Source organism: Novosphingobium sp. ES2-1 (assembly GCF_015169775.1).
Lineage (GTDB): Bacteria > Pseudomonadota > Alphaproteobacteria > Sphingomonadales > Sphingomonadaceae > Novosphingobium > Novosphingobium subterraneum.
The window spans coordinates 258,870-276,572 of the sequence record NZ_CP063446.1 but is presented as its reverse complement, the minus strand read 5'-3'; the positions used below and the strand labels follow the sequence as shown (position 1 = coordinate 276,572).

General features: G+C 62.8%; 13 protein-coding genes. 9 read left to right on the top strand and 4 right to left on the bottom strand.

What is annotated here, in order from left to right:
* The first annotated feature begins 179 nt into the window (after window positions 1-179).
* Genes IM701_RS16620 through IM701_RS16610 form a run of 3 tightly spaced genes read left to right on the top strand, consistent with a single transcriptional unit; the run spans window position 180 to window position 3,290 of the window.
* The gene (locus tag IM701_RS16620) at window positions 180-848 is read left to right on the top strand and encodes a haloacid dehalogenase type II (RefSeq protein WP_193828818.1); all 669 of its coding nucleotides are present in this window, start codon (window positions 180-182) and stop codon (window positions 846-848) included.
* A 25-nt stretch (window positions 849-873) separates the two neighbouring features.
* A complete protein-coding gene (locus IM701_RS16615) occupies window positions 874-1,905 on the top strand; it encodes a phosphotransferase enzyme family protein (RefSeq protein ID WP_193828817.1) in 1,032 nt (343 codons plus the stop codon).
* 56 nt (window positions 1,906-1,961) lie between these two features.
* Entirely contained in the window at window positions 1,962-3,290 is a 1,329-nt protein-coding gene (locus IM701_RS16610; RefSeq protein WP_193828816.1) for an aspartate aminotransferase family protein, read from the top strand.
* A gap of 290 nt (window positions 3,291-3,580) precedes the next feature.
* On the opposite strand, the gene IM701_RS16605 is transcribed toward IM701_RS16610, so the two are convergent.
* Complete coding sequence (locus tag IM701_RS16605; protein ID WP_370584376.1) at window positions 3,581-4,348, bottom strand: helix-turn-helix domain-containing protein; 768 nt, start codon at window positions 4,346-4,348, stop codon at window positions 3,581-3,583.
* 178 nt (window positions 4,349-4,526) lie between these two features.
* On the opposite strand from IM701_RS16605, the gene IM701_RS16600 reads away from it, so the two are divergent.
* The 3 genes from IM701_RS16600 to IM701_RS16590 all read left to right on the top strand — a co-directional run bounded on the left by IM701_RS16600 (window position 4,527) and on the right by IM701_RS16590 (window position 9,818).
* Complete coding sequence (locus tag IM701_RS16600; protein WP_062344507.1) at window positions 4,527-6,269, top strand: D-aminoacylase; 1,743 nt, start codon at window positions 4,527-4,529, stop codon at window positions 6,267-6,269.
* Window positions 6,270-6,377: 108 nt separating this feature from the next.
* Entirely contained in the window at window positions 6,378-7,256 is an 879-nt protein-coding gene (locus tag IM701_RS16595) for a Coq4 family protein (RefSeq protein ID WP_193828814.1), read from the top strand.
* A gap of 132 nt (window positions 7,257-7,388) precedes the next feature.
* Window positions 7,389-9,818 (top strand): TonB-dependent receptor, encoded by a 2,430-nt coding sequence (locus IM701_RS16590; RefSeq protein ID WP_193828813.1) that lies wholly within the window; start codon window positions 7,389-7,391, stop codon window positions 9,816-9,818.
* Between the two features lie 77 nt (window positions 9,819-9,895).
* On the opposite strand, the gene IM701_RS16585 is transcribed toward IM701_RS16590, so the two are convergent.
* Genes IM701_RS16585 through IM701_RS16575 form a run of 3 tightly spaced genes read right to left on the bottom strand, consistent with a single transcriptional unit; the run spans window position 9,896 to window position 14,203 of the window.
* Window positions 9,896-10,714, bottom strand: a complete 819-nt coding sequence (locus IM701_RS16585; protein WP_193828812.1) for a Coq4 family protein — start codon at window positions 10,712-10,714, stop codon at window positions 9,896-9,898.
* A 14-nt stretch (window positions 10,715-10,728) separates the two neighbouring features.
* Entirely contained in the window at window positions 10,729-12,525 is a 1,797-nt protein-coding gene (locus tag IM701_RS16580) for an acyclic terpene utilization AtuA family protein (protein ID WP_193828811.1), read from the bottom strand.
* A complete protein-coding gene (locus IM701_RS16575; RefSeq protein WP_062344517.1) occupies window positions 12,518-14,203 on the bottom strand; it encodes an FAD-dependent oxidoreductase in 1,686 nt (561 codons plus the stop codon). The genes IM701_RS16580 and IM701_RS16575 overlap by 8 nt, the downstream gene beginning before the upstream one ends.
* Window positions 14,204-14,519: 316 nt before the next feature.
* On the opposite strand from IM701_RS16575, the gene IM701_RS16570 reads away from it, so the two are divergent.
* The 3 genes from IM701_RS16570 to IM701_RS16560 are packed head-to-tail and all read left to right on the top strand — an operon-like array spanning window position 14,520 to window position 17,703.
* The gene (locus tag IM701_RS16570; RefSeq protein ID WP_193828810.1) at window positions 14,520-16,655 is read left to right on the top strand and encodes an FAD-dependent oxidoreductase; all 2,136 of its coding nucleotides are present in this window, start codon (window positions 14,520-14,522) and stop codon (window positions 16,653-16,655) included.
* The gene (locus IM701_RS16565; RefSeq protein ID WP_062344497.1) at window positions 16,655-17,185 is read left to right on the top strand and encodes an Lrp/AsnC family transcriptional regulator; all 531 of its coding nucleotides are present in this window, start codon (window positions 16,655-16,657) and stop codon (window positions 17,183-17,185) included. Before IM701_RS16570 ends, IM701_RS16565 begins: the two co-directional genes overlap by 1 nt.
* Complete coding sequence (locus tag IM701_RS16560) at window positions 17,185-17,703, top strand: flavin reductase family protein (RefSeq protein WP_193828809.1); 519 nt, start codon at window positions 17,185-17,187, stop codon at window positions 17,701-17,703. The genes IM701_RS16565 and IM701_RS16560 overlap by 1 nt, the downstream gene beginning before the upstream one ends.

Sequence of the window (17,703 nt, the reverse complement as noted above, 5' to 3'; positions counted from 1 at the left end):
TATGTAAATCTACAAGCTTATTCATTTGAGGAAATACTCATATACGCGCGCAATCGTTGGTCTTGAGCGGCCGGGAACCTAAATCTCGGCAAATTCTGCCGAAAGCCTCACACATTCGGCAAAACCCATTTCATCGCGGCGATTACTAACGGCGGCACCGCAAGGATGAGGAAGCCGCCATGAGCCACTTTCGCCCCAAGTACGTGACTTTCGATTGTCACGGTACGCTGATCAATTTCCAGATGGCAGATGCCGCACGCGATCATTTTGGTCATTTGCTAGACGAGCCGCGCATGGTCGAGTTCATCCGCAACTTCCAGGCATATCGTCTCGATGAAGTGCTGCGCGATTGGAAGCCGTATAGCGAAGTGGTGTACAAGGCCCTGGAACGCACCTGCAAGCGCAACAACGTCTCGTTCAGGCCGGAACAGGCCGAGGAAATCTACAACCGGGTGCCCAGTTGGGGGCCCCATGCAGATGTACCAGAGGGTCTCGCAAAACTGGCACGGCATATCCCCCTGGTAATCCTGACCAATTCGATGAACGCACAGATACCGAAGAATGTGGCGAAGCTGGGCGCACCCTTCCACGCCGTTCTGACCGCTGAGGATGCCGGAGCCTACAAACCGCATCTGCAGGCGTTCGAGTACATGTTCGACACACTTGGATGCGGACCGGAGGACATCACTCACGTCTCCTCCTCGTTCCGACACGATCTGATGTCGGCCTATGACATCGGCATCAAAAGCAAGGTCTGGGTCAACCGCGGCCACGAGCCAGCCAATCCATTCTACGAATATAGCGAAATTCCAGACATCACACGCCTGCCCGCAGTATTCGGGCTGTGAGTCTCGGTTCGCCGAGGTGAATGCCATGGCGCCCACCGCACCCATTGCAGCACATTTTGGCGATGGCCCCGCGTTCCTGCGCGCTGCCGCCGAAAGCCTCGCGCAGCTTCCGGACATTGCCGAGCCAGAAACCGGCGAGTTCCTGCTGCATGCATACTACGGGATCAAGGCTGCCCTCACAACGCTGTCGTCCGAGGTCGAGCGCACTTGTGTGGCGACGCTTGCCGATGGCCAACGCCTGATCCTCAAGACCTCAAACCGGCTGTCCGCGTGTGATAGCTTTCGCTTCCAAAGCGCCGTTCTCGCCGAACTCGAGAATGCCGCCGACGTCATTGTCCCGCGTGTGATCCGCACAGATCAAGGCGGCTTGCTATTCGAGCATGAGGATACGGGCGGATACCTCCAGACGTGTGTCGATGGGCCAGCCCTGCACACGCTCGTGCATTCACCCGCCTTGCTGCACGATGTAGGCGCGGGGTTGGCGCGGCTAAACCGTGCCATGGCCACCCTTGAACTGCCCGGCGCCCGGCGGCCGGTCCTGTGGAACCTCCAATGCTGGAATGGCTTGGCCCGCCTGCAGCGTTACGTCCCCGAAGGACCCACCGCCTGCCATGTGCGGCAGGCTATGGCGGACTATTCCGAAGCCATCGCGCCCCGACTTGGCGAACTGGACTGGCAGGCCACTCACAACGATCCGAGCCCTTTCAACATGATCGCAACGCCGCAAGGCGTGGCCTTCATCGACTTCGGCGACGGCGGCTGGAACCCGCGCTTGCAGGACCTCGCCATTGCTGCGGGACACTTCGTTAGCGATCCTGCATTGCCATTGGGGGGAGCCGAGCATCTGATCGCAGGCTATGCCTCCATCCTGCCCCTCTCGGCGCTCGAGGTCGAGTTGCTGCCTGGCCTGATGCGTGCGCGCCAAGGTGCGCTCATCCTTATCAATCATTGGCGAGCGCATCTTTTCCCCGATGCAGCTGGCTACATCATGAAGAACGTCCACAGGGCCGAGAGAGGGTTGGCGCTCCTGAGCCGAAGCGAAACTGCAGCAGCCTGAGGCGCAAAAGTCACGTTCCTGACGACACCTGATACCCGAACATGAGGCGAGAATTGATGTCTGTAGATCTCATGCCCAATCGTTACCGCCCCGGCGATGCGGAACTGTCGGAGCGCGAGGCCGAGTTGATCGCACGGCGGGATGCTGTGCTCGGCGCATCCTATCGGCTACAATACCGCAAGCCTGTACACTTTGTCCGGGGCGAAGGCATGTGGCTCTACGATCCGGACGATCGGCCCTACCTTGATTTCTACAACAATGTGCCTTCGCTCGGCCACTGCCACCCGGAAGTAAATGCGGCGATGGCCGAGCAGGCCGCGCGGCTCAATGCCAACACGCGATATCTCGAGCCGAGGCTGGTGGAATATGCCGAGCGGCTCACATCAACATTTCCGCCCGAGCTGGACCGCGTGGTCTTCACCTGCACCGGCAGCGAATCCAACGACCTTGCCCTGCGCATCGCGCGTCTCGCGAGCGGTGGCGAAGGGGTCATCGTTACGTCTTACGCCTATCACGGCACCAGTGCTGCTGTAGCCGCGGTCTCTCCGAACCTGGGCGCTGCTGTGAACCTGAGTCCCTACGCAAGAATCGCGCGCCTTCCCGGCCCTGCGGGTGTGTCCGATGCAGACGCCTCCGGCTTCTTCGAAGCTGAAGTTCGTGCGGCGATCGCCGACTTGCAGCGTCGTGGCATCGGCGTCGCCGCGCTGCTGTTCGACAGCATTTTTTCCAGCGACGGCGTCTGGATCGATCCCCCGGGCTTCATTGCGGGCGCGGTCGAGGCAGTGCGCGAGGTTGGCGGGTTGGTCATATCGGACGAAGTGCAACCCGGCTTTGGCCGCACCGGCGCCCATATGTGGGGCTTCGAACGCCACGGCATCGTTCCTGATCTGGTCACCTTGGGCAAGCCGATGGGTAACGGCTTTCCGATCGGCGGCGTGGTCGGTCGACGGTCTCCGATGGAGAAGTTTGGCAACACAGCACGCTATTCGAACACCTTTGCCGGCAATACGGTCGGCATCGCTGCTGCCGATGCAGTGCTAACCATTTTGCAGCGGGACTGCATAATGGAAAGCGTACTGGCCGCTTCCGCACGACTGCATGCCGGGCTCGAACAGATTGCGAGCGAAACCCCCGGAATCCGTGCCATCCGCAATGCGGGGCTCTTCTTCGGCGTCGATATCGGTCTGGATTCGGACTCGACCCACCAGCGGCGTGGTCGGGCGCTGGACGTGGTCAATCTCATGCGGGATGACGGCGTTCTGATCAGCACGACCTCCGCAAACGAGGATACCCTGAAAATCAGGCCGCCTCTGGTTTGCCAAGAGGAGCATGTGGATCTCTTTCTGCGATCCCTTCGGAAGGCCCTGGTGGAGGCCTCGAGCTAGCGGCCGCATTCTCTTCGTGCCGTGCAGGGGGCCGCGAGATCTGCGGAAGATCGCACGGTGTCTGCGTAAAGGCACCTGCAACCACTTCCTGACTGATGAAGTCGCGGCAGCCCCATGCGAAGTCTGTGATGTCGAGGCTCATCGCCCGTCCGCCAAGTCGTAAACCGCCTGCCAGCCGCTCGCCTCGAAGCAGCCATAGCCTTATGACCCTGAGCAAGTCTGGACGCTAGCGTTACATTTTTCAGGTTTCTGCCTGATGCCAAGAGCAGGTGCTGGTTGCGCAAAGACGTTCACACCGGCCCCTTTGCACCACCCGCACCTAGTGCATCCGTCCATGCCGTGATCCCGTCCACACGCATTGGTTCCATGTCGAGGGGGCGCATCACGCTCAGCATGCCGTACCAACCGCTACCTGCCACACCCGCATGAGACTCGCGGTCACGTTCGGCAAGCACCTGCACTTCCACGTGATGGCGCTCGATGAGTTCGGCCAATTGCGCAGCACCGGCAGGTGAGAGCTTGACGGTCTCTGCACTGTAGACGGTCTCAGGCTGAGAATAATCAAGTTCGAACAACGTGCGCTTCATGTGAACCTCGAACAGGGCGCGCAAGGGTTGCTTCCGAAAGACCAAAGCGCGGTCTACCAGCGGCCGCACGCGCCCGCTGCGCAACCGGTCAATCAGCGCCAGACGTTCAAGCCGTTCGAGCGCAGCATCCATTGCCGCAGCGGGCACATTGAAGTCAGCCGCCACTTCCTCTGCCGGCACTCCGCCCAGCAGGGCCATGAACAGGAACGAGAGGAAGATGTTGGTCGACAAGGCTTTCTCCTGCGCCAGCGTCAGCTCATGCGCGAGATCGCCCGGGCACTCTTCTGCTTCCCTCGCCAGGTCACCCAGCACCAGCCCGCACAACTGCGCCATGCGCTCAAGCCGGTCGATCGTAAGTCCCTTGCCCGCCAGCCACCGCTTCACGGTGGCCTCACCGACGCCCAGCTCCCGCGAAAGTCGTAGAACTGTCCATCCATCTTTGCGCAAATGACGGCGCAGAGCAGAAATCATCGCTGATGCCGTAGGTTCGTATCGCGTCATGATCCGAATTAGATAACAGGATGATCCGTTTGGCAAGAGCCCGTCTTCGCACAACCGCACCCATGCATATGCTGCACCCAACGAACAAGATTCTGCGGACGATGCTGCGCAACATGCAGCGATCTCGCGAACCCAACGGGAGAATGAAATGACCGATATCCTCATCAAGAACGGCACCGTCGTGGACGGCACCGGTGCACCCGCCTTCAAGGCTGACGTGCGCGTGAAGAACGGCGTGATTGCCGAGGTCGGTGAAGGCCTCGCACCGGCTGGAGAACGCGTGTTTGACGCCAGCGGTTGCCACGTCACCCCCGGCTTCATCGAGAGCCATACCCACTACGACGGGACGATGTGGTGGCAGCCCGATCTCGATCCCCTGCCGGGCTATGGCGCAACGACGATGATCCTTGGCAACTGCGGCTTTTCCGCAGCACCGCTGCATAAATACATGCCCGCCCAGCGCGAGATGATCGGCATCTTCTCGTTCTTCGAGGACATTCCCGAAGGCCCGTTCATGCAGAACCTGCCGTGGGACTGGAACAAGTGGAGCGAGTACCGCGCATCGGTCGAACGCAACGTCAAGGCACCGCTGAACTACGCCGCCTATGTCGGCCACATCGCCATCCGCCTGGCAGCAATGGGCGTCGAGGCCTGGGAGCGTGAGGCAACCCCTGAAGAAATCGCGAAGATGGCCGAACTCCTCGACGACGCGCTCGCCGCGGGTGCGCTCGGCATGTCAGACAACATGCACGACCATGACGGTCAGAACCGCCCCGTCCCGACACTGATGGCGAACGACGCCGAGTTCGAAGCCCTGTTCGACGTGATGGAGCGCTATCCCGGCTGCTGCTACCAGGTCATTGTCGACACCTTCATGCGCATGACCGGCCCGGCCAATCTGGAGCGTCTCGCGAAGCTTCTCGGCGGCCGCAACATCAAGTGCCAGATTGCAGGGGCCATCCCGACGCTCGAATTCCAGAAGGGCATCCTGCCCGCCATGCAGGAATCGGTGCGCAAGATGCGCGAAGCCGGTGTCGACGTGTGGCCGGGCTATGCCCACGTCTCGCCCACCTCGACCCTCAGCCTGGTGAAGTCGCTGATCTTCGCGCAGTCGAACGATTATGTCTGGCATGAAGTCGTGCTTGAGGACGACCACCACAAGAAGGCGCAGCTTCTCGCCGATCCGGCTTGGCGTGCCCGTGCCCGTGAAAGCTGGGACACGCAGGCCTGGGATCATTCGCCGCTCAAGAACCCTCAGGAACTGTTCCTGCTCGACAGCGAGAACGGTACCGGGCCCTTGAACATCACGCTGAAGGAATACGCCGACAGCCTGGGCCTGCACCGCTCCGACGCTATGGCCGACTGGATCCTCAAGAACGGCACCCGCTCCACCGTCCACATGGCCCCCTTCCCCAAGGACGAGGACCTGACGCTGGAGCTGATGAAGGACCCCAAGACCGTCGGCAACATCTCCGACGCTGGCGCCCACCTGCAGATGCTGTGCGGTGGGGGCGAGAACGCGCTCCTGCTCACCCAGTATGTCCGCGAACAGAAGAAGCTGACGCTGGAGCAGGCCATCCACATCATGACCGGCAAGCTCGCCGGCCACTTCAACCTGCACGATCGTGGGGTGATCGCGGTAGGCAAGCGCGCCGACATTGCCGTGTTCAACATGGACGAGATCCAGCGCCGCGAAATGGTCAAGGCGCACGACGTGCCCGACGGCAAGGGCGGCACCACCTGGCGTTTCACCCGCGCCGCGATGCCCACCCGCCTCACCCTTGTGAACGGCGTTCCGACTTTCGAGAACGGCGCATTCACCGGCGCGATGCCGGGTGAGTTCCTGTCCCCCGCCAACGACGATGCTGCGCTGGCAGAGGCTGCGGAGTGACCGTCTTAGCGAGGGCCAAATCCCCAAGATGAACCCTCGCACTGGGGGCGTCCACTCCCTCCCGGACGCCCCCTAACCCTTTGCAGAATATCAGGAAAGGATGCCGACATGAGCGAAGCAAAGATCGGCGATGCCGACCGGGCCTACTTCAACGGCCGGATCCAGAAGATCGAGACTGAAAGCTCGGTCCTCGTAAGCTCTTCCAAGTACCTCAACCATGCGGGCCTGCGCGCACTGATCTCGCAGGAGATGCTGCGCCGCAACGGGCCTGACCTTCCCAACACGGCATACATCCCGGAAGTGGCGCAGATCCTCCACGATCTGGAAGACATGCCCCGCATCATTGAACTGTTCGAGACGGAAAAGGCCCGCCTGCCGCTGTTCAAGCGCTGGCTCGAGCGCAAGAGCCTGTCCAACTTCACGATCGACGAGACCAAGGACTGCGCCCCCGGCACGCTGGGCGCGAAGATCCACGATTTCATGGTCAATTCGGGCTACCAGCTCGATCTGTTCTTCCAGGAAATTCAGGTCGTCAACGACTTCACCTATTACCTGCGCCAGACCGCGCTTTCGCACGATATCGAGCACATGATCACCGGCTTCGGCCCGAACCATGGCGGCGAAATAGCGCTGCTTTCAGCCAACATGCACGCCAAGGCGCTCTACTTCCACCCCGAGCTCAGCAACTTCTTCAGCCGCATCGCCTATTACCTCAAGGCCAAGACGACGATGAAGGACGCGCTGTTCTATCCCGAAGCGATGGTCGTGAATCTCGAAGCGGAGTTCATCGGCGCGCAGCAGGGCCGCAACTGGAAGTACCCGCTGATGCTGGTCGACTGGCGCGAATATGCCGACGTCCAGATCGAGGACATCCGTCGCGAACTGAACATCACGCCCGTGATCGACAGCCGCTGGGACGATACCAACCGCCTCTGCAACGAGGACGACCCCAACTATGGCGTCCCGATGATGGAAGCTGCCGAATGAAGGCCAGTCCGATCATCACCGGACCACCTTGCTGAATGACAGGGGCGGCGAGCGCAGCGCGCTTTGCCGCTCCTTTTGCATCGCGCCCGGCAACAAGCTCTGGCGTCAGAAAACAACGGAGGGAGAGACATCATGAAAGCACGGCATACCCACAGCATGCTCCTGCGCGGCACGATACTTGCGGCTGGCGCGCTGGCCTTCGCACCTCTGGCCCACGCCGAGGAAAACGCAGCTGAAGAGCAGGCCGAAACCACCGGCCAGTCAGCCTCGGTCCAGGAAATCATCGTCACTGCCCAGCGCCGCGAGGAAAGCCTGCAGAAGGTTCCCGTGGCAGTTACTGCGATTGGCACCGAACAACTGGAAGCGTTGCGCGTCACCAGCGTGCGCAACCTCGCCGGCCTCGCGCCCAGCCTGCAGTTCAACGCGCAGGGCCAGCAATCCAACCCCACCATCATCATTCGCGGCGTCGCTTCCGGAACCTCGTCGAACTCGGTCGATCCCAAGGTCGGCATGTATATCGATGGCGTGTACATCGGCCGTGCCGTGGGATCGCTGCTCGACTTCTCCGACATCCAGCGGGTCGAGGTGCTGCGCGGGCCGCAGGGCACGCTGTTCGGCCGGAATGCCACATCCGGCGCAATCAGCATCGTCACCGCCGCCCCCAAGGGCGAGTGGGGCGTGCGCGCCACCGGCTCCTATGGCAACTACGATGCCTTCCGCGGCAAGGTCTCGCTCGACCTGCCGCAGATTGGCCCGTTTTCGATCCGCCTGTCCTACCTGCATGACCAGATCGATGGGGACGTGACCAACACGATGGGCGGCAAGGGTCTCAATATCGCCCTGCGCGCGCCCGAATTCGGCACGCAGCGCTTCGTCAACAAGCTCGGCTATCGCAACGTCGATGGCGGGCAAATCGCGGTGCGCGGCGAGTTCGGCGCGCTTATCGCCGATTACCGCTTCGACTATACCGACACCCGTGCCTCGGGCCGCGCGATGCAGAGCCTTGGCGTGATCCCCGACGCCTCGGGGCAGTTGCTCGGCCCCATCGTGGCGCTTCAGCCGTTCTTTGGCGGCACTACCAACGAGGGGCTGAATGGTCCCTTGTCCTCGGTCGCAGCTGCCACCAGCGAGGAGCATGTCGTCACCCAGGGCCACAGCCTGACGTTGACGCTCGAGGCCAGCGACAACTTCACCGTCAAGTCGATCAGCGCCTACCGCAAGTTCCGGCAGGACCCGGTGATCTTCGATCTCGGCTCGGCCGGCGGCATGCGCTTCACTTTCCAGCAGTTGGGTGCATTCCTTACCCCCGGGCTGACCCCGCAGCAGATCCAGGCGATCCTGTTCAACCCGGCCAATGCACCCGGACCTAACGACTACTTTTTCCCGCTGCTTTCGGCCCGAGCCACTCGTCAAGAGCAGTTCAGCCAGGAGCTGCAGTTCCAGCTTTCCAACGACAGTTACCAGTTGACCGCTGGCCTGTTCTATTTCCACGAAAAGTCGCCCGGCACCGAAGTGCTCGGCATCCTTTCGCCCACGCCGTCTGCCACCATCGTGCCAAGCCCGCTCGACAACATCTTCGGCAGCGGCATCACCCGCACCGAAGGCATCAACGACTCCATGGCCGGCTATGCCCAGCTGACCTGGCACCTCTCCGATACCTTCGACCTGACCGGCGGCCTCCGCGGCACGATCGACGACCGCGAACTAAAGATCTTCGTGATCTCGGGCGCGCAAGGTGGCTCGCTGGGCGTTGGTGACTACAAGGCAACCTACAAGAAGCTGACCTGGACCGGCATCGCGACCTGGCGCCCGACCGAACAGACCACACTCTTTGCGAAAGTCGCCACCGGCTACGTTTCCGGCGGCATCCTTTCGGGCATCCCCTATCGTCCGGAAAACCTGACCAGCTATGAACTGGGCGCCAAGACCCAGTTCCTCGACAACAAGGTGCGGCTGAACGTGGCGGCCTACTACAACGACTACAAGGACCTGCAGACCCAGAATTTCATCAACGGGCGACAGTTCTTCGACAACGCAGGCAAGGCGAAGATCAAGGGCTTCGAAGCCGAACTGGATGTCGTGCCGGTCGCGGGCCTGAACCTTTCAGGCAGCGTGTCCTACACCGACTTCGACTACAAGCAGTTCATCCTGAACGGGCAGGACGTCGCTGCCTTCGCACGCCCGACATACTTCTCGAAGTGGACCGGCCGCGCCGCCGCCAGCTACAACTCACCCGATTTTTCCAGCAGCGGCGGTCATGTCACTGCGCTGATCGAGGGCCGTTACCGCAGCACATACTACCTCACCTCCACTCCGCTGCGTGATCTTCTCACCAACCAGCCAGTACTGGAGGACCGCAACCGCCAACCCGCCTACTGGCTGGTCAACGGTCGCTTGGGCGTTGCCGACGTGGGCCTCGGCGGCGCCAAGGTCTCGCTCTCGGTGTTCGGGGACAACATCTTCAACAAGCGCTACATCAGCTTCGGCGCCCCGGTACTGCTGTTCACCGGCAGCTACGAACGCGGACGCACGTATGGCGTGGAGCTGGGCGTCAACTTCTGATCTGCCAAAGTCTGATCGCATTGCAACAGGGGAGAGGGGCCGGCGCGAAAGCGCCAGCCCCTCGGTTGTCTCGGGGCTCAGCTGTATTCAGGCCACAGCAGCGAGGCCTCACGGCTGTCCAGATCGACCGCGCCGACAATGCCCAACGCTGCTCGCGCCTCTTCGATCGGCAAGTGGAATACGTCCTCGTACTTCGCCATCCAGTAGGGGCCGGACTGCTCGCCCACGTCCATGCCGCGGCGCATGGCCTTGAGCGCGGTCGGGAACGCGGCCTGGTAATGCAGCCCGGTGCGCGAAACGAGCCTCAATGCGCCCAGCAACTGCCCGGCATTGATAAGGCCGACCAGTTCAGGATCGAGGAAACGCGGCAGGTTCGACAGCCGAGCGAAGTAGGGCACCAGCTCGCCGATGATATCGAACCCGCCGCCGCAGACGATATGCTCTAGGTCATGCGTCTGGCCGCTGCGGAGCGAGAAATACTCGAACTGGTTGCGGGGAGTGAAGCGCGGCACGATGTCGATCTCGAAACCGTTGTCGCGCAAGTAGCGCCCGAAGGTGTGGCCAAGCGAGCCATCCGGATTGGCCAGCAGCTCCTCCACGGTGAAGTTCGACGAAAAGCCCGCCGCGAACCACGCATCAAGCTCAGGCCAGCGTTTGCGCTCGGCGGTGAACAGTTCCTCGATGCGCGGCACGTCGAAAATGTCAGCAAGGATGCCATAGAGCTTGTGCGCATCAAGCGTTGTGGGCGAATCCTTGCCGCTCTTGCGCAAATAGGCCGTGGCCAGCCAGTCGCGCAGGCGCGGCTCGTTGAGGTAATCGGAATTGCTGACCAGCACGGTGCTGTCGGTCGCCACAGGCTTCGCACCGCGCGCAAGGTAGGGCAGGTCGTCGGCCATCAGCTTGTCCTCTTTCAGATCAGCGACGCCGGCACGCGCACCGGCATCTCCAGCAGGTGCTGCGCCATGCTCTTGGCCGCGGCATCGAAGCGCGGCGATAGGTTGATCCCGCCGCCTTGTGCGTCATGCGCCAGGAAGTTGATCGCATGGACGCCCGGCACTTCGAACCGCTCGACCCGCGCATGCGCGGGAGTGTCGAAGAGGTGGCGATACCAGTCCGTCACTGCTGCCACGGTCAGGCTCGCCCGGATCCACGGCAGAAATGCCGGATCGCGGGCAATGACCGCGACGTTGAACAGCCGCCCCTTGTCGCCACTGCGTGCCCACGCCAGCCGGATCAGCGGCACTTCGACGAGTTCGCCATCGATCACTGCCGCTTCGCCCTCGATCTGCGGCAATGCCGCCGGATCGAACCCCGGCACCACCGGGTCGGCAAAGTCCAGCGCCACTCCATCAAGCGCCACCGCTTGCGTCACGCGGCGCCGGTCGATCAGGCCGAAGAACATGCCCGTCAGCGGAAAGGCGCGCGGTGCGGCGATGATCGGCGCGATCGAGGTGCCGACCGCCATGTTCATGATCGCTGTGGTCTGTTCGCGCCCGAACAGAATGCAGGCTGCCGGATTAGCATGATCGACCACGATCTTGAGCAGCACCTCGCGGGGCTCCAGCGCCTGCGCCCTCGGTCCCCACGCCGTCTCCGTGCCGATCACCTCGACATGGCTCTGCCGCCACGGCCCCCAGCCGCGCTCCTCCAGCATGGCGGAAACCCTCTCGAGCAAGGCCTCTGCCGTCCGCCGCGCCTTGGCCACAGCATCAATCCCGCTGACCGGAATGAGCGCAACCGAGCGCCAGCCATCTTCATGAGTCCCGCACAGCTTGAGCGTTTCGGGCGCTGGATAGCCCTTGGCACCGCGCACGAGCACCCGGTCCGGCCCCACTTGCTCCAGCATGATCCCGGTAAAGTCGCACACCACATCGGGCACGATGTAGGCGCGCGGATCGCCCACTTCATAAAGCAGCTGCTCGGCAATCGTGCCCACTGAAACGAGGCCGCCCGTGCCATCGGTCTTGGTCATCACAACGCTGCCATCGGCATGGCATTCGCCAACCGGAAAGCCGATGTTCGCCCAGTCCGGAACATCCTGCCAGTCGGTGAAGGTCCCGCCCGTCGCCTGCGCGCCGCATTCCAGCAGGTGCCCCGCCACCGTGCCCGCTGCGAGCAGATCCAGATCGTCCGGTCCCCAGCCAAACTCATGGATCAAGGGCCCGAGGATCAGCGCGGAATCGACCACGCGCCCGGTAATCACCACGTCTGCCCCGGCATCCAACGCACGCGCGATCCCGAACGCGCCGATATAGGCGTGCATTCCGATCTCGCCCTCGGGCAGGGATGCGCCGCTGTACATATCGCGCAAACCCTCGGCGCGCAGCTGCGGCACTAGATGTTCGACGTCGTCGCCAGTCACTGTCGCCACGCGCAAGGTCAGCCCCTGCTCGCGCCCACGTTGGCGGATCATCTCGGCCAGGCCTTCCGGGTTCATGCCCCCGGCGTTGGCGGTAACGCGGATGCCGCGCGCCTTCAGTTCCGTGAGATATGGCCCGATGTGGATGTCGACGAAATCCGGTAGGAAGCCTGAGCGCGGATCGGCCTGCTTCATCCGCCGGAAGATGCCCATCGCCCCTTCGCCCAGGTAGTCGAAGGCAAGGTAGTTCAGCCCCTCGACCTTGAGCAGCCCCGGCACGGCAATCGCGCTGTCATTCAGCGCCCCGCTCGCCCCGCCGATGCGGACGACCTTGCCCGCTTCAGTCATTGGCCCCGGTCAGGTCCCGCGCCGCGACATAGCCGAAGGTCATTGCCGGCCCGATGGTCACGCCCGCACCCGGATAGCTTTCGCCCATCGCCGATGCCGCGTTGTTGCCAACGGCATAGAGCCCGGCAATCGGCTGTCCGGCATCGTCCACCACCTGCGCCTTGGCATTGGTGCGCAAGCCTCCGTTGGTGCCGATGTCGCCGGGATAGATCGGCATGGCGTAGAACGGCCCCTCGGTCAGCGGTCTCAGGCAGGGATTGGGCTGGTGGCGATAGTCGCCATACATCTTGTCATAGGCCGCCTCGCCGCGATGAAATTCGGGATCCTCGCCCTTGGTCGCGCCTGCATTGAACCGTGCGATCTGCAGCTCCAGCGCTGCCGGATCGACGCCCATGTCCCGCGCCAGTTCAGCAATCGTGCGCCCCTTCTTGAGGATCGACTTGACTGCACCCGATTGCAGCCAGTCCGGCACCAGTGGCAGCAGCGGCCCCATCGGGAACTGGTGGCGATACTTGTGGTCGAACACCATCCAGCTGGGGCTGGCATCGGCGAATTCGCGCTGCCGCCGGGCCATCTGCTGGCCGACGATGTGGTACGAAGCGGCCTCGTTGAGGTAACGCTGGCCCTTCTGGTTGACCATGATGCACCCCGGCAGAGCGCGTTCGATCGTGCACAGCCGCCCGCGGTCCTCGCCGGGAACATGAAACACCGGCGCGGCCCAGGCCGAATGCATGTTCATCGTGCCCGCGCCTACGGCCTGCCCTGCCCGGATCGCATCGCCTGTGTTGCTGGTCACCCCGCCCGATGCCCAGGCCTTGTTGTAGAGCGGCGCGTTCGCATCACGCATCTGCTGGTTCTTGTCGAACCCGCCCGCCGCCAGCACAACGCCCTTGCGCGCGCGGATGGCAAAAGGCTTGCCGTCCTTTTCCACCACCAGCCCGGCGACACGCCCGTTCTCGGTCACCAGCTCCTTCATCGGCGTCTTGAGCCACACCGGCACGCCTGCCTCGTTCAGCGCGACCCGCAAGGCGCCGGTCAGCGCATTGCCCAGCGTCAGCCGCCGATCTTTGCGCGAAGTGAAGCGCAGCGGCCAGTCGAACCAGTACTTCGCCATGTTCTTCGCCAGCCCCGTCAGCCAGCCGGGACCGCGATAGAGCAACTGGTAGGTCTCGGCGAAGGTCCAGTTGAGATAGCCGAAGAGGCTCGCCGCAGGCGATGGCAACCGCTGCGTCTTGAGGTCCTCGCCCAGCAGCGTGCCGTCGAACATCTCGGGCAGGTGGGTGCGGTATCCGGTGACCGATCCCCCGGGGTTCTCGGCATGATAATCGGGATAGGGCTGCGAGGTGTAGACGACGCCGGTGTTTGCCGTCACCCAGCGCAGCATCGGCGCGGCGTTCTCGACATAAGCGCGGATGTTCTCGTCGGGCACGTTGTCAGCCGAAAGCGCGCGGACATATTTGAAAGCATCGTCCAGATTGTCCTCAAAGCCCATTGCCTTGGCCTGGTCGCTGCCCGGAATCCAGATGCCGCCGCCAGAGGTGGCGCTTGTTCCACCCCACAGCTTGTCCTTCTCAACCACCACGACTTCCGCACGGTTCTTTGCCGCCACCAGCGCGGCGAGCATCCCGCCTGCGCCCGATCCGACGACGACAACGTCGACCTCGCTCTGCCACTCCATGCCCATCTCGATCCTGTCCCGGATTCCTTGGCGGAAGCCCTTGCTATCAGGTAACGCAGATGCCGCCACAGATCTCCCAATGTCAACACCATGCGTAGCCGTGAAGACATGTTTTTACGAATATTCGAGAGAAACGCGAGAAATGCGCGTCTCCATGGGGAAATTTGGCCCAGATATTCCGCAAGATGCCAAAAGCCTCCGCTTTCCACCTTGATTATCGTAGGGCAATCAGCCATGGATTACGCAATAATGGACAATATGACGCTGCAAGGCAGAATCCTGCACGTCGTAGCCGCTCGGACGAGGAACCGCAAAGTTGTCTTCCAACCTCTACCCCCACCTGCTCTCGCCGGGCCGCATCGGCACTATGGAGACCAAGAACCGCATTGCCGTCACCGCGATGGGTGTAAGCTTGTCGGAAGATGACGGCACGGTAGGCGAACAACTGATCGCCTACCATGAAGAGCAGGCGCGCGGTGGGGCTGGTCTGATCATCTGTGGCGTGGCCGGCGTTGCTTGGCCGGTCGGCGCAGTGGCAATGCAGCAGACCGCGATCTCGGACGATCGTTTCATCCCCGGCCTCAGGGCACTGACGGACCGTGTCCATGCTCACGGTGCGAAGATCGCCACGCAATTGCACCACGGCGGATTCGTTGCCGGATACAGCTTCAACCGCTGGGGCCATAAACTGTGGGGACCGGCCGTTCCGCCCGCGCCCAAGGGCAGCTTCATCGACTACTTCCTCATGGAGGAACTGCAGGCGCTGGCCGGCATGAAGATGCCCGAGCTCAAGGTGCTCGAACAGGCCGACATCGACCTTGCCGTGCAGCAGTTCGCACAAGGCGCGCGCCGCGCCAAGGAAGCCGGATTCGACGGGATCGAGATCCACGGCGGCCACGGCTACCTCCTGTCCTCGTTCACCTCGCCGTATACCAACACCCGCACCGACCAGTACGGCGGCAGCGTGGAGAACCGCCTGCGCCTGACGCTTGAGGTCATCGCCGCGATCCGCGCCGAAGTCGGCCGCGATTATCCGCTGTGGATCAAGCTCGATTCACAGGAAGTGGGCAAGCCCGGCGGCATCACGCTGGAAATGGCCAAGGAGCACGCCCGCCTTGTCGAAGCCGCCGGCGTCGATGCGATCACCATCACCTCGTACCACGATACCTCTGTCGGAAAGCTGCACTCGCAGTCTAACATTCCGCATCTGGAAAACTGGAACCTCCCCGCCACGGCCGAAATCCGCAAAGTCGTGTCGATCCCGGTGATCGGCTCAGGCCGGATCGAGGTGGACAGCGCCGAAAGCGCCATCGCCAAGGGCGAGACCGATTTCGTCGCGATGGGCCGCAAGCTGCTGGCCGACCCGCACCTGCCGCGCAAGCTGACAACGGGCGAGACCGAAAAGGTCCGCCCCTGCGTCTATTGCTACACTTGCGTCTCGGCGATCTACATGGGCCAGCCCACGCGCTGCGCGGTCAACGCCAACCTTGCTCACGAGTTCGAAGGCGATGCGCCTGCCGCAAACGGCAATGCTAGTCACGTCGCCGTGATCGGTGGTGGACCCGGCGGCATGGAATCGGCCCGCAGGCTTTCGGCCCTCGGCCACAAGGTCACGCTGATCGAGAAGTCGGACCGCCTGGGCGGCACCCTGCGCTTTGCCAGCCTCGCCTATGAACCGAACGAGCGCCTGCTCGAATGGCTGCGCCGTGAGGTGAAGGAGGCCGACATTGACGTCCGCCTCTCGACCGTCGCAACCCCCGAACTGCTGCGCGAACTCGGCGTACAGACCGTCATTGTAGCCACTGGCGCGATCCGCGACATGCCGCCCATCCCCGGCAACGATCAGGACCACGTCTACTCGGGCGATGATATGCGCCGCATGATGCTGGGCGAAAGCTCTGACGATCTGAAGCGCAAGACCGGCCTGTTCACCCGTCTCGCCACCAAGGTCGGCGCGGCGACGGGTGCCACTGCCAATCTCGCGCTGGTGCGCAAGGCCACCCACGCCTGGATGCCGCTTGCGGATACCGTCACCATCATCGGCGGCGAACTCGTCGGCCTCGAACTTGCCGAATTCCTCAGCGAGCGTGGCCGCATCGTCAACGTGATCGAGGAAGCCCCGCGCATGGGCAAGGGCCTCACTCTGGTGCGCCGCATGCGCCTGATGGCCGAACTCGCCGAACATGGCGTCGGCCTCCACGCGGGCGCAACCACCATCGCCATCGGCAAGGACAGCGTGACCTTCACCGACGCTGCGGGCCAGCCGCAGACCGTTCCCGCCGGCAACGTCATCGTCGCCAAGGGCGCGCGAGGCGACCTGACGCTGGCGAATTCCCTCCGTATCGCCGGTTTCGATGTCCACGCCATCGGCGATGCCAACGGTGTTAGCTATATCGAGGGCGCAATGCACGGCGCGCGAGCAGCGGTGCGCGCCATCTGCGAGGTGGCCTGATGGCGCGTCCGGCAAACGGAACGCGAAGCGCCAGCAGCCTCGCCGCCCGCGTGTTCAGCTTTGACGCTACCGATCAGGCGATCATCCGCGAGTTGCGCAGCAACGGCCGCGCCAACAACCAGCAGATCGCCGAACGCCTCGGCCTTACAGCGACGACAGTCTCCACCCGCATCCGCCGGATGGAAGACGCGAACCAGTTGCGCGTCGTCGCGGTGTCCGATTTCTCCGCCCACGGCTTCAACGTCCTGCTGCGCATCTCGGTCGAGGTGGACGGCCGCCCAGCCTCGGAAGTCGCGGCGGAGCTTGGCGCCCTGCCCGAAGTCTTCGCCGCGCATATGGTCACCGGGCGCTACGACATCGACATGCTCGTCGCCCTGCGCGATTTCGACAGCCTGTCCGATTTCCTGCTGGACAAGCTCTCCACGGTCCGCGGCATCCGTACCCTGACACCGGCCATCGTGGTCGACATCATCAAGTACAAGTTTGACGAGGCCCCGATCGAAAGCCGGAGTCAGGAGGCAAGGCCCTGATGCCGAACGAACAAACTGCGCTCGATGCCCGCCTAAAGCGCGTACTGCGCTTCATGCCAGCGCCCCTGGGAATTGTTACGAGCTTCGATCCCGAAAATGGCGCGCCGGTGGGCCTCGCCATGTCGGCATTGATGCCGGTATGCCTGGATCCTCCAGCAATGGCGATCTGTGTGAACCGCTCGGGTTCGGCGCACGATGCAATGATGCGGGCCGGACGGTTCTGCATCAACCTGCTGCAGGCTGGGCAGGACGGCCACGTCCGCCCCTTCGCCGATCCCGCTGCGCGCGAAATGCGGTTTCGCCAGGATGATTGGCGCCAACACGTCCACCATGCGCATGAGGGCCTCTGGTACATCGACAAAGCTCCCGCCGCGATCTTCTGCACAATCCGCGAGAATGTCAGATTTGGCACGCACGACCTGCTGGTCGGCGAGGTCGACGATCTAATCACTTCGGGCAGTGACGATATCGTCGGTTGGGCCAACGGCTCGCTCTATCGGCCCACTCCCATTTGCTGA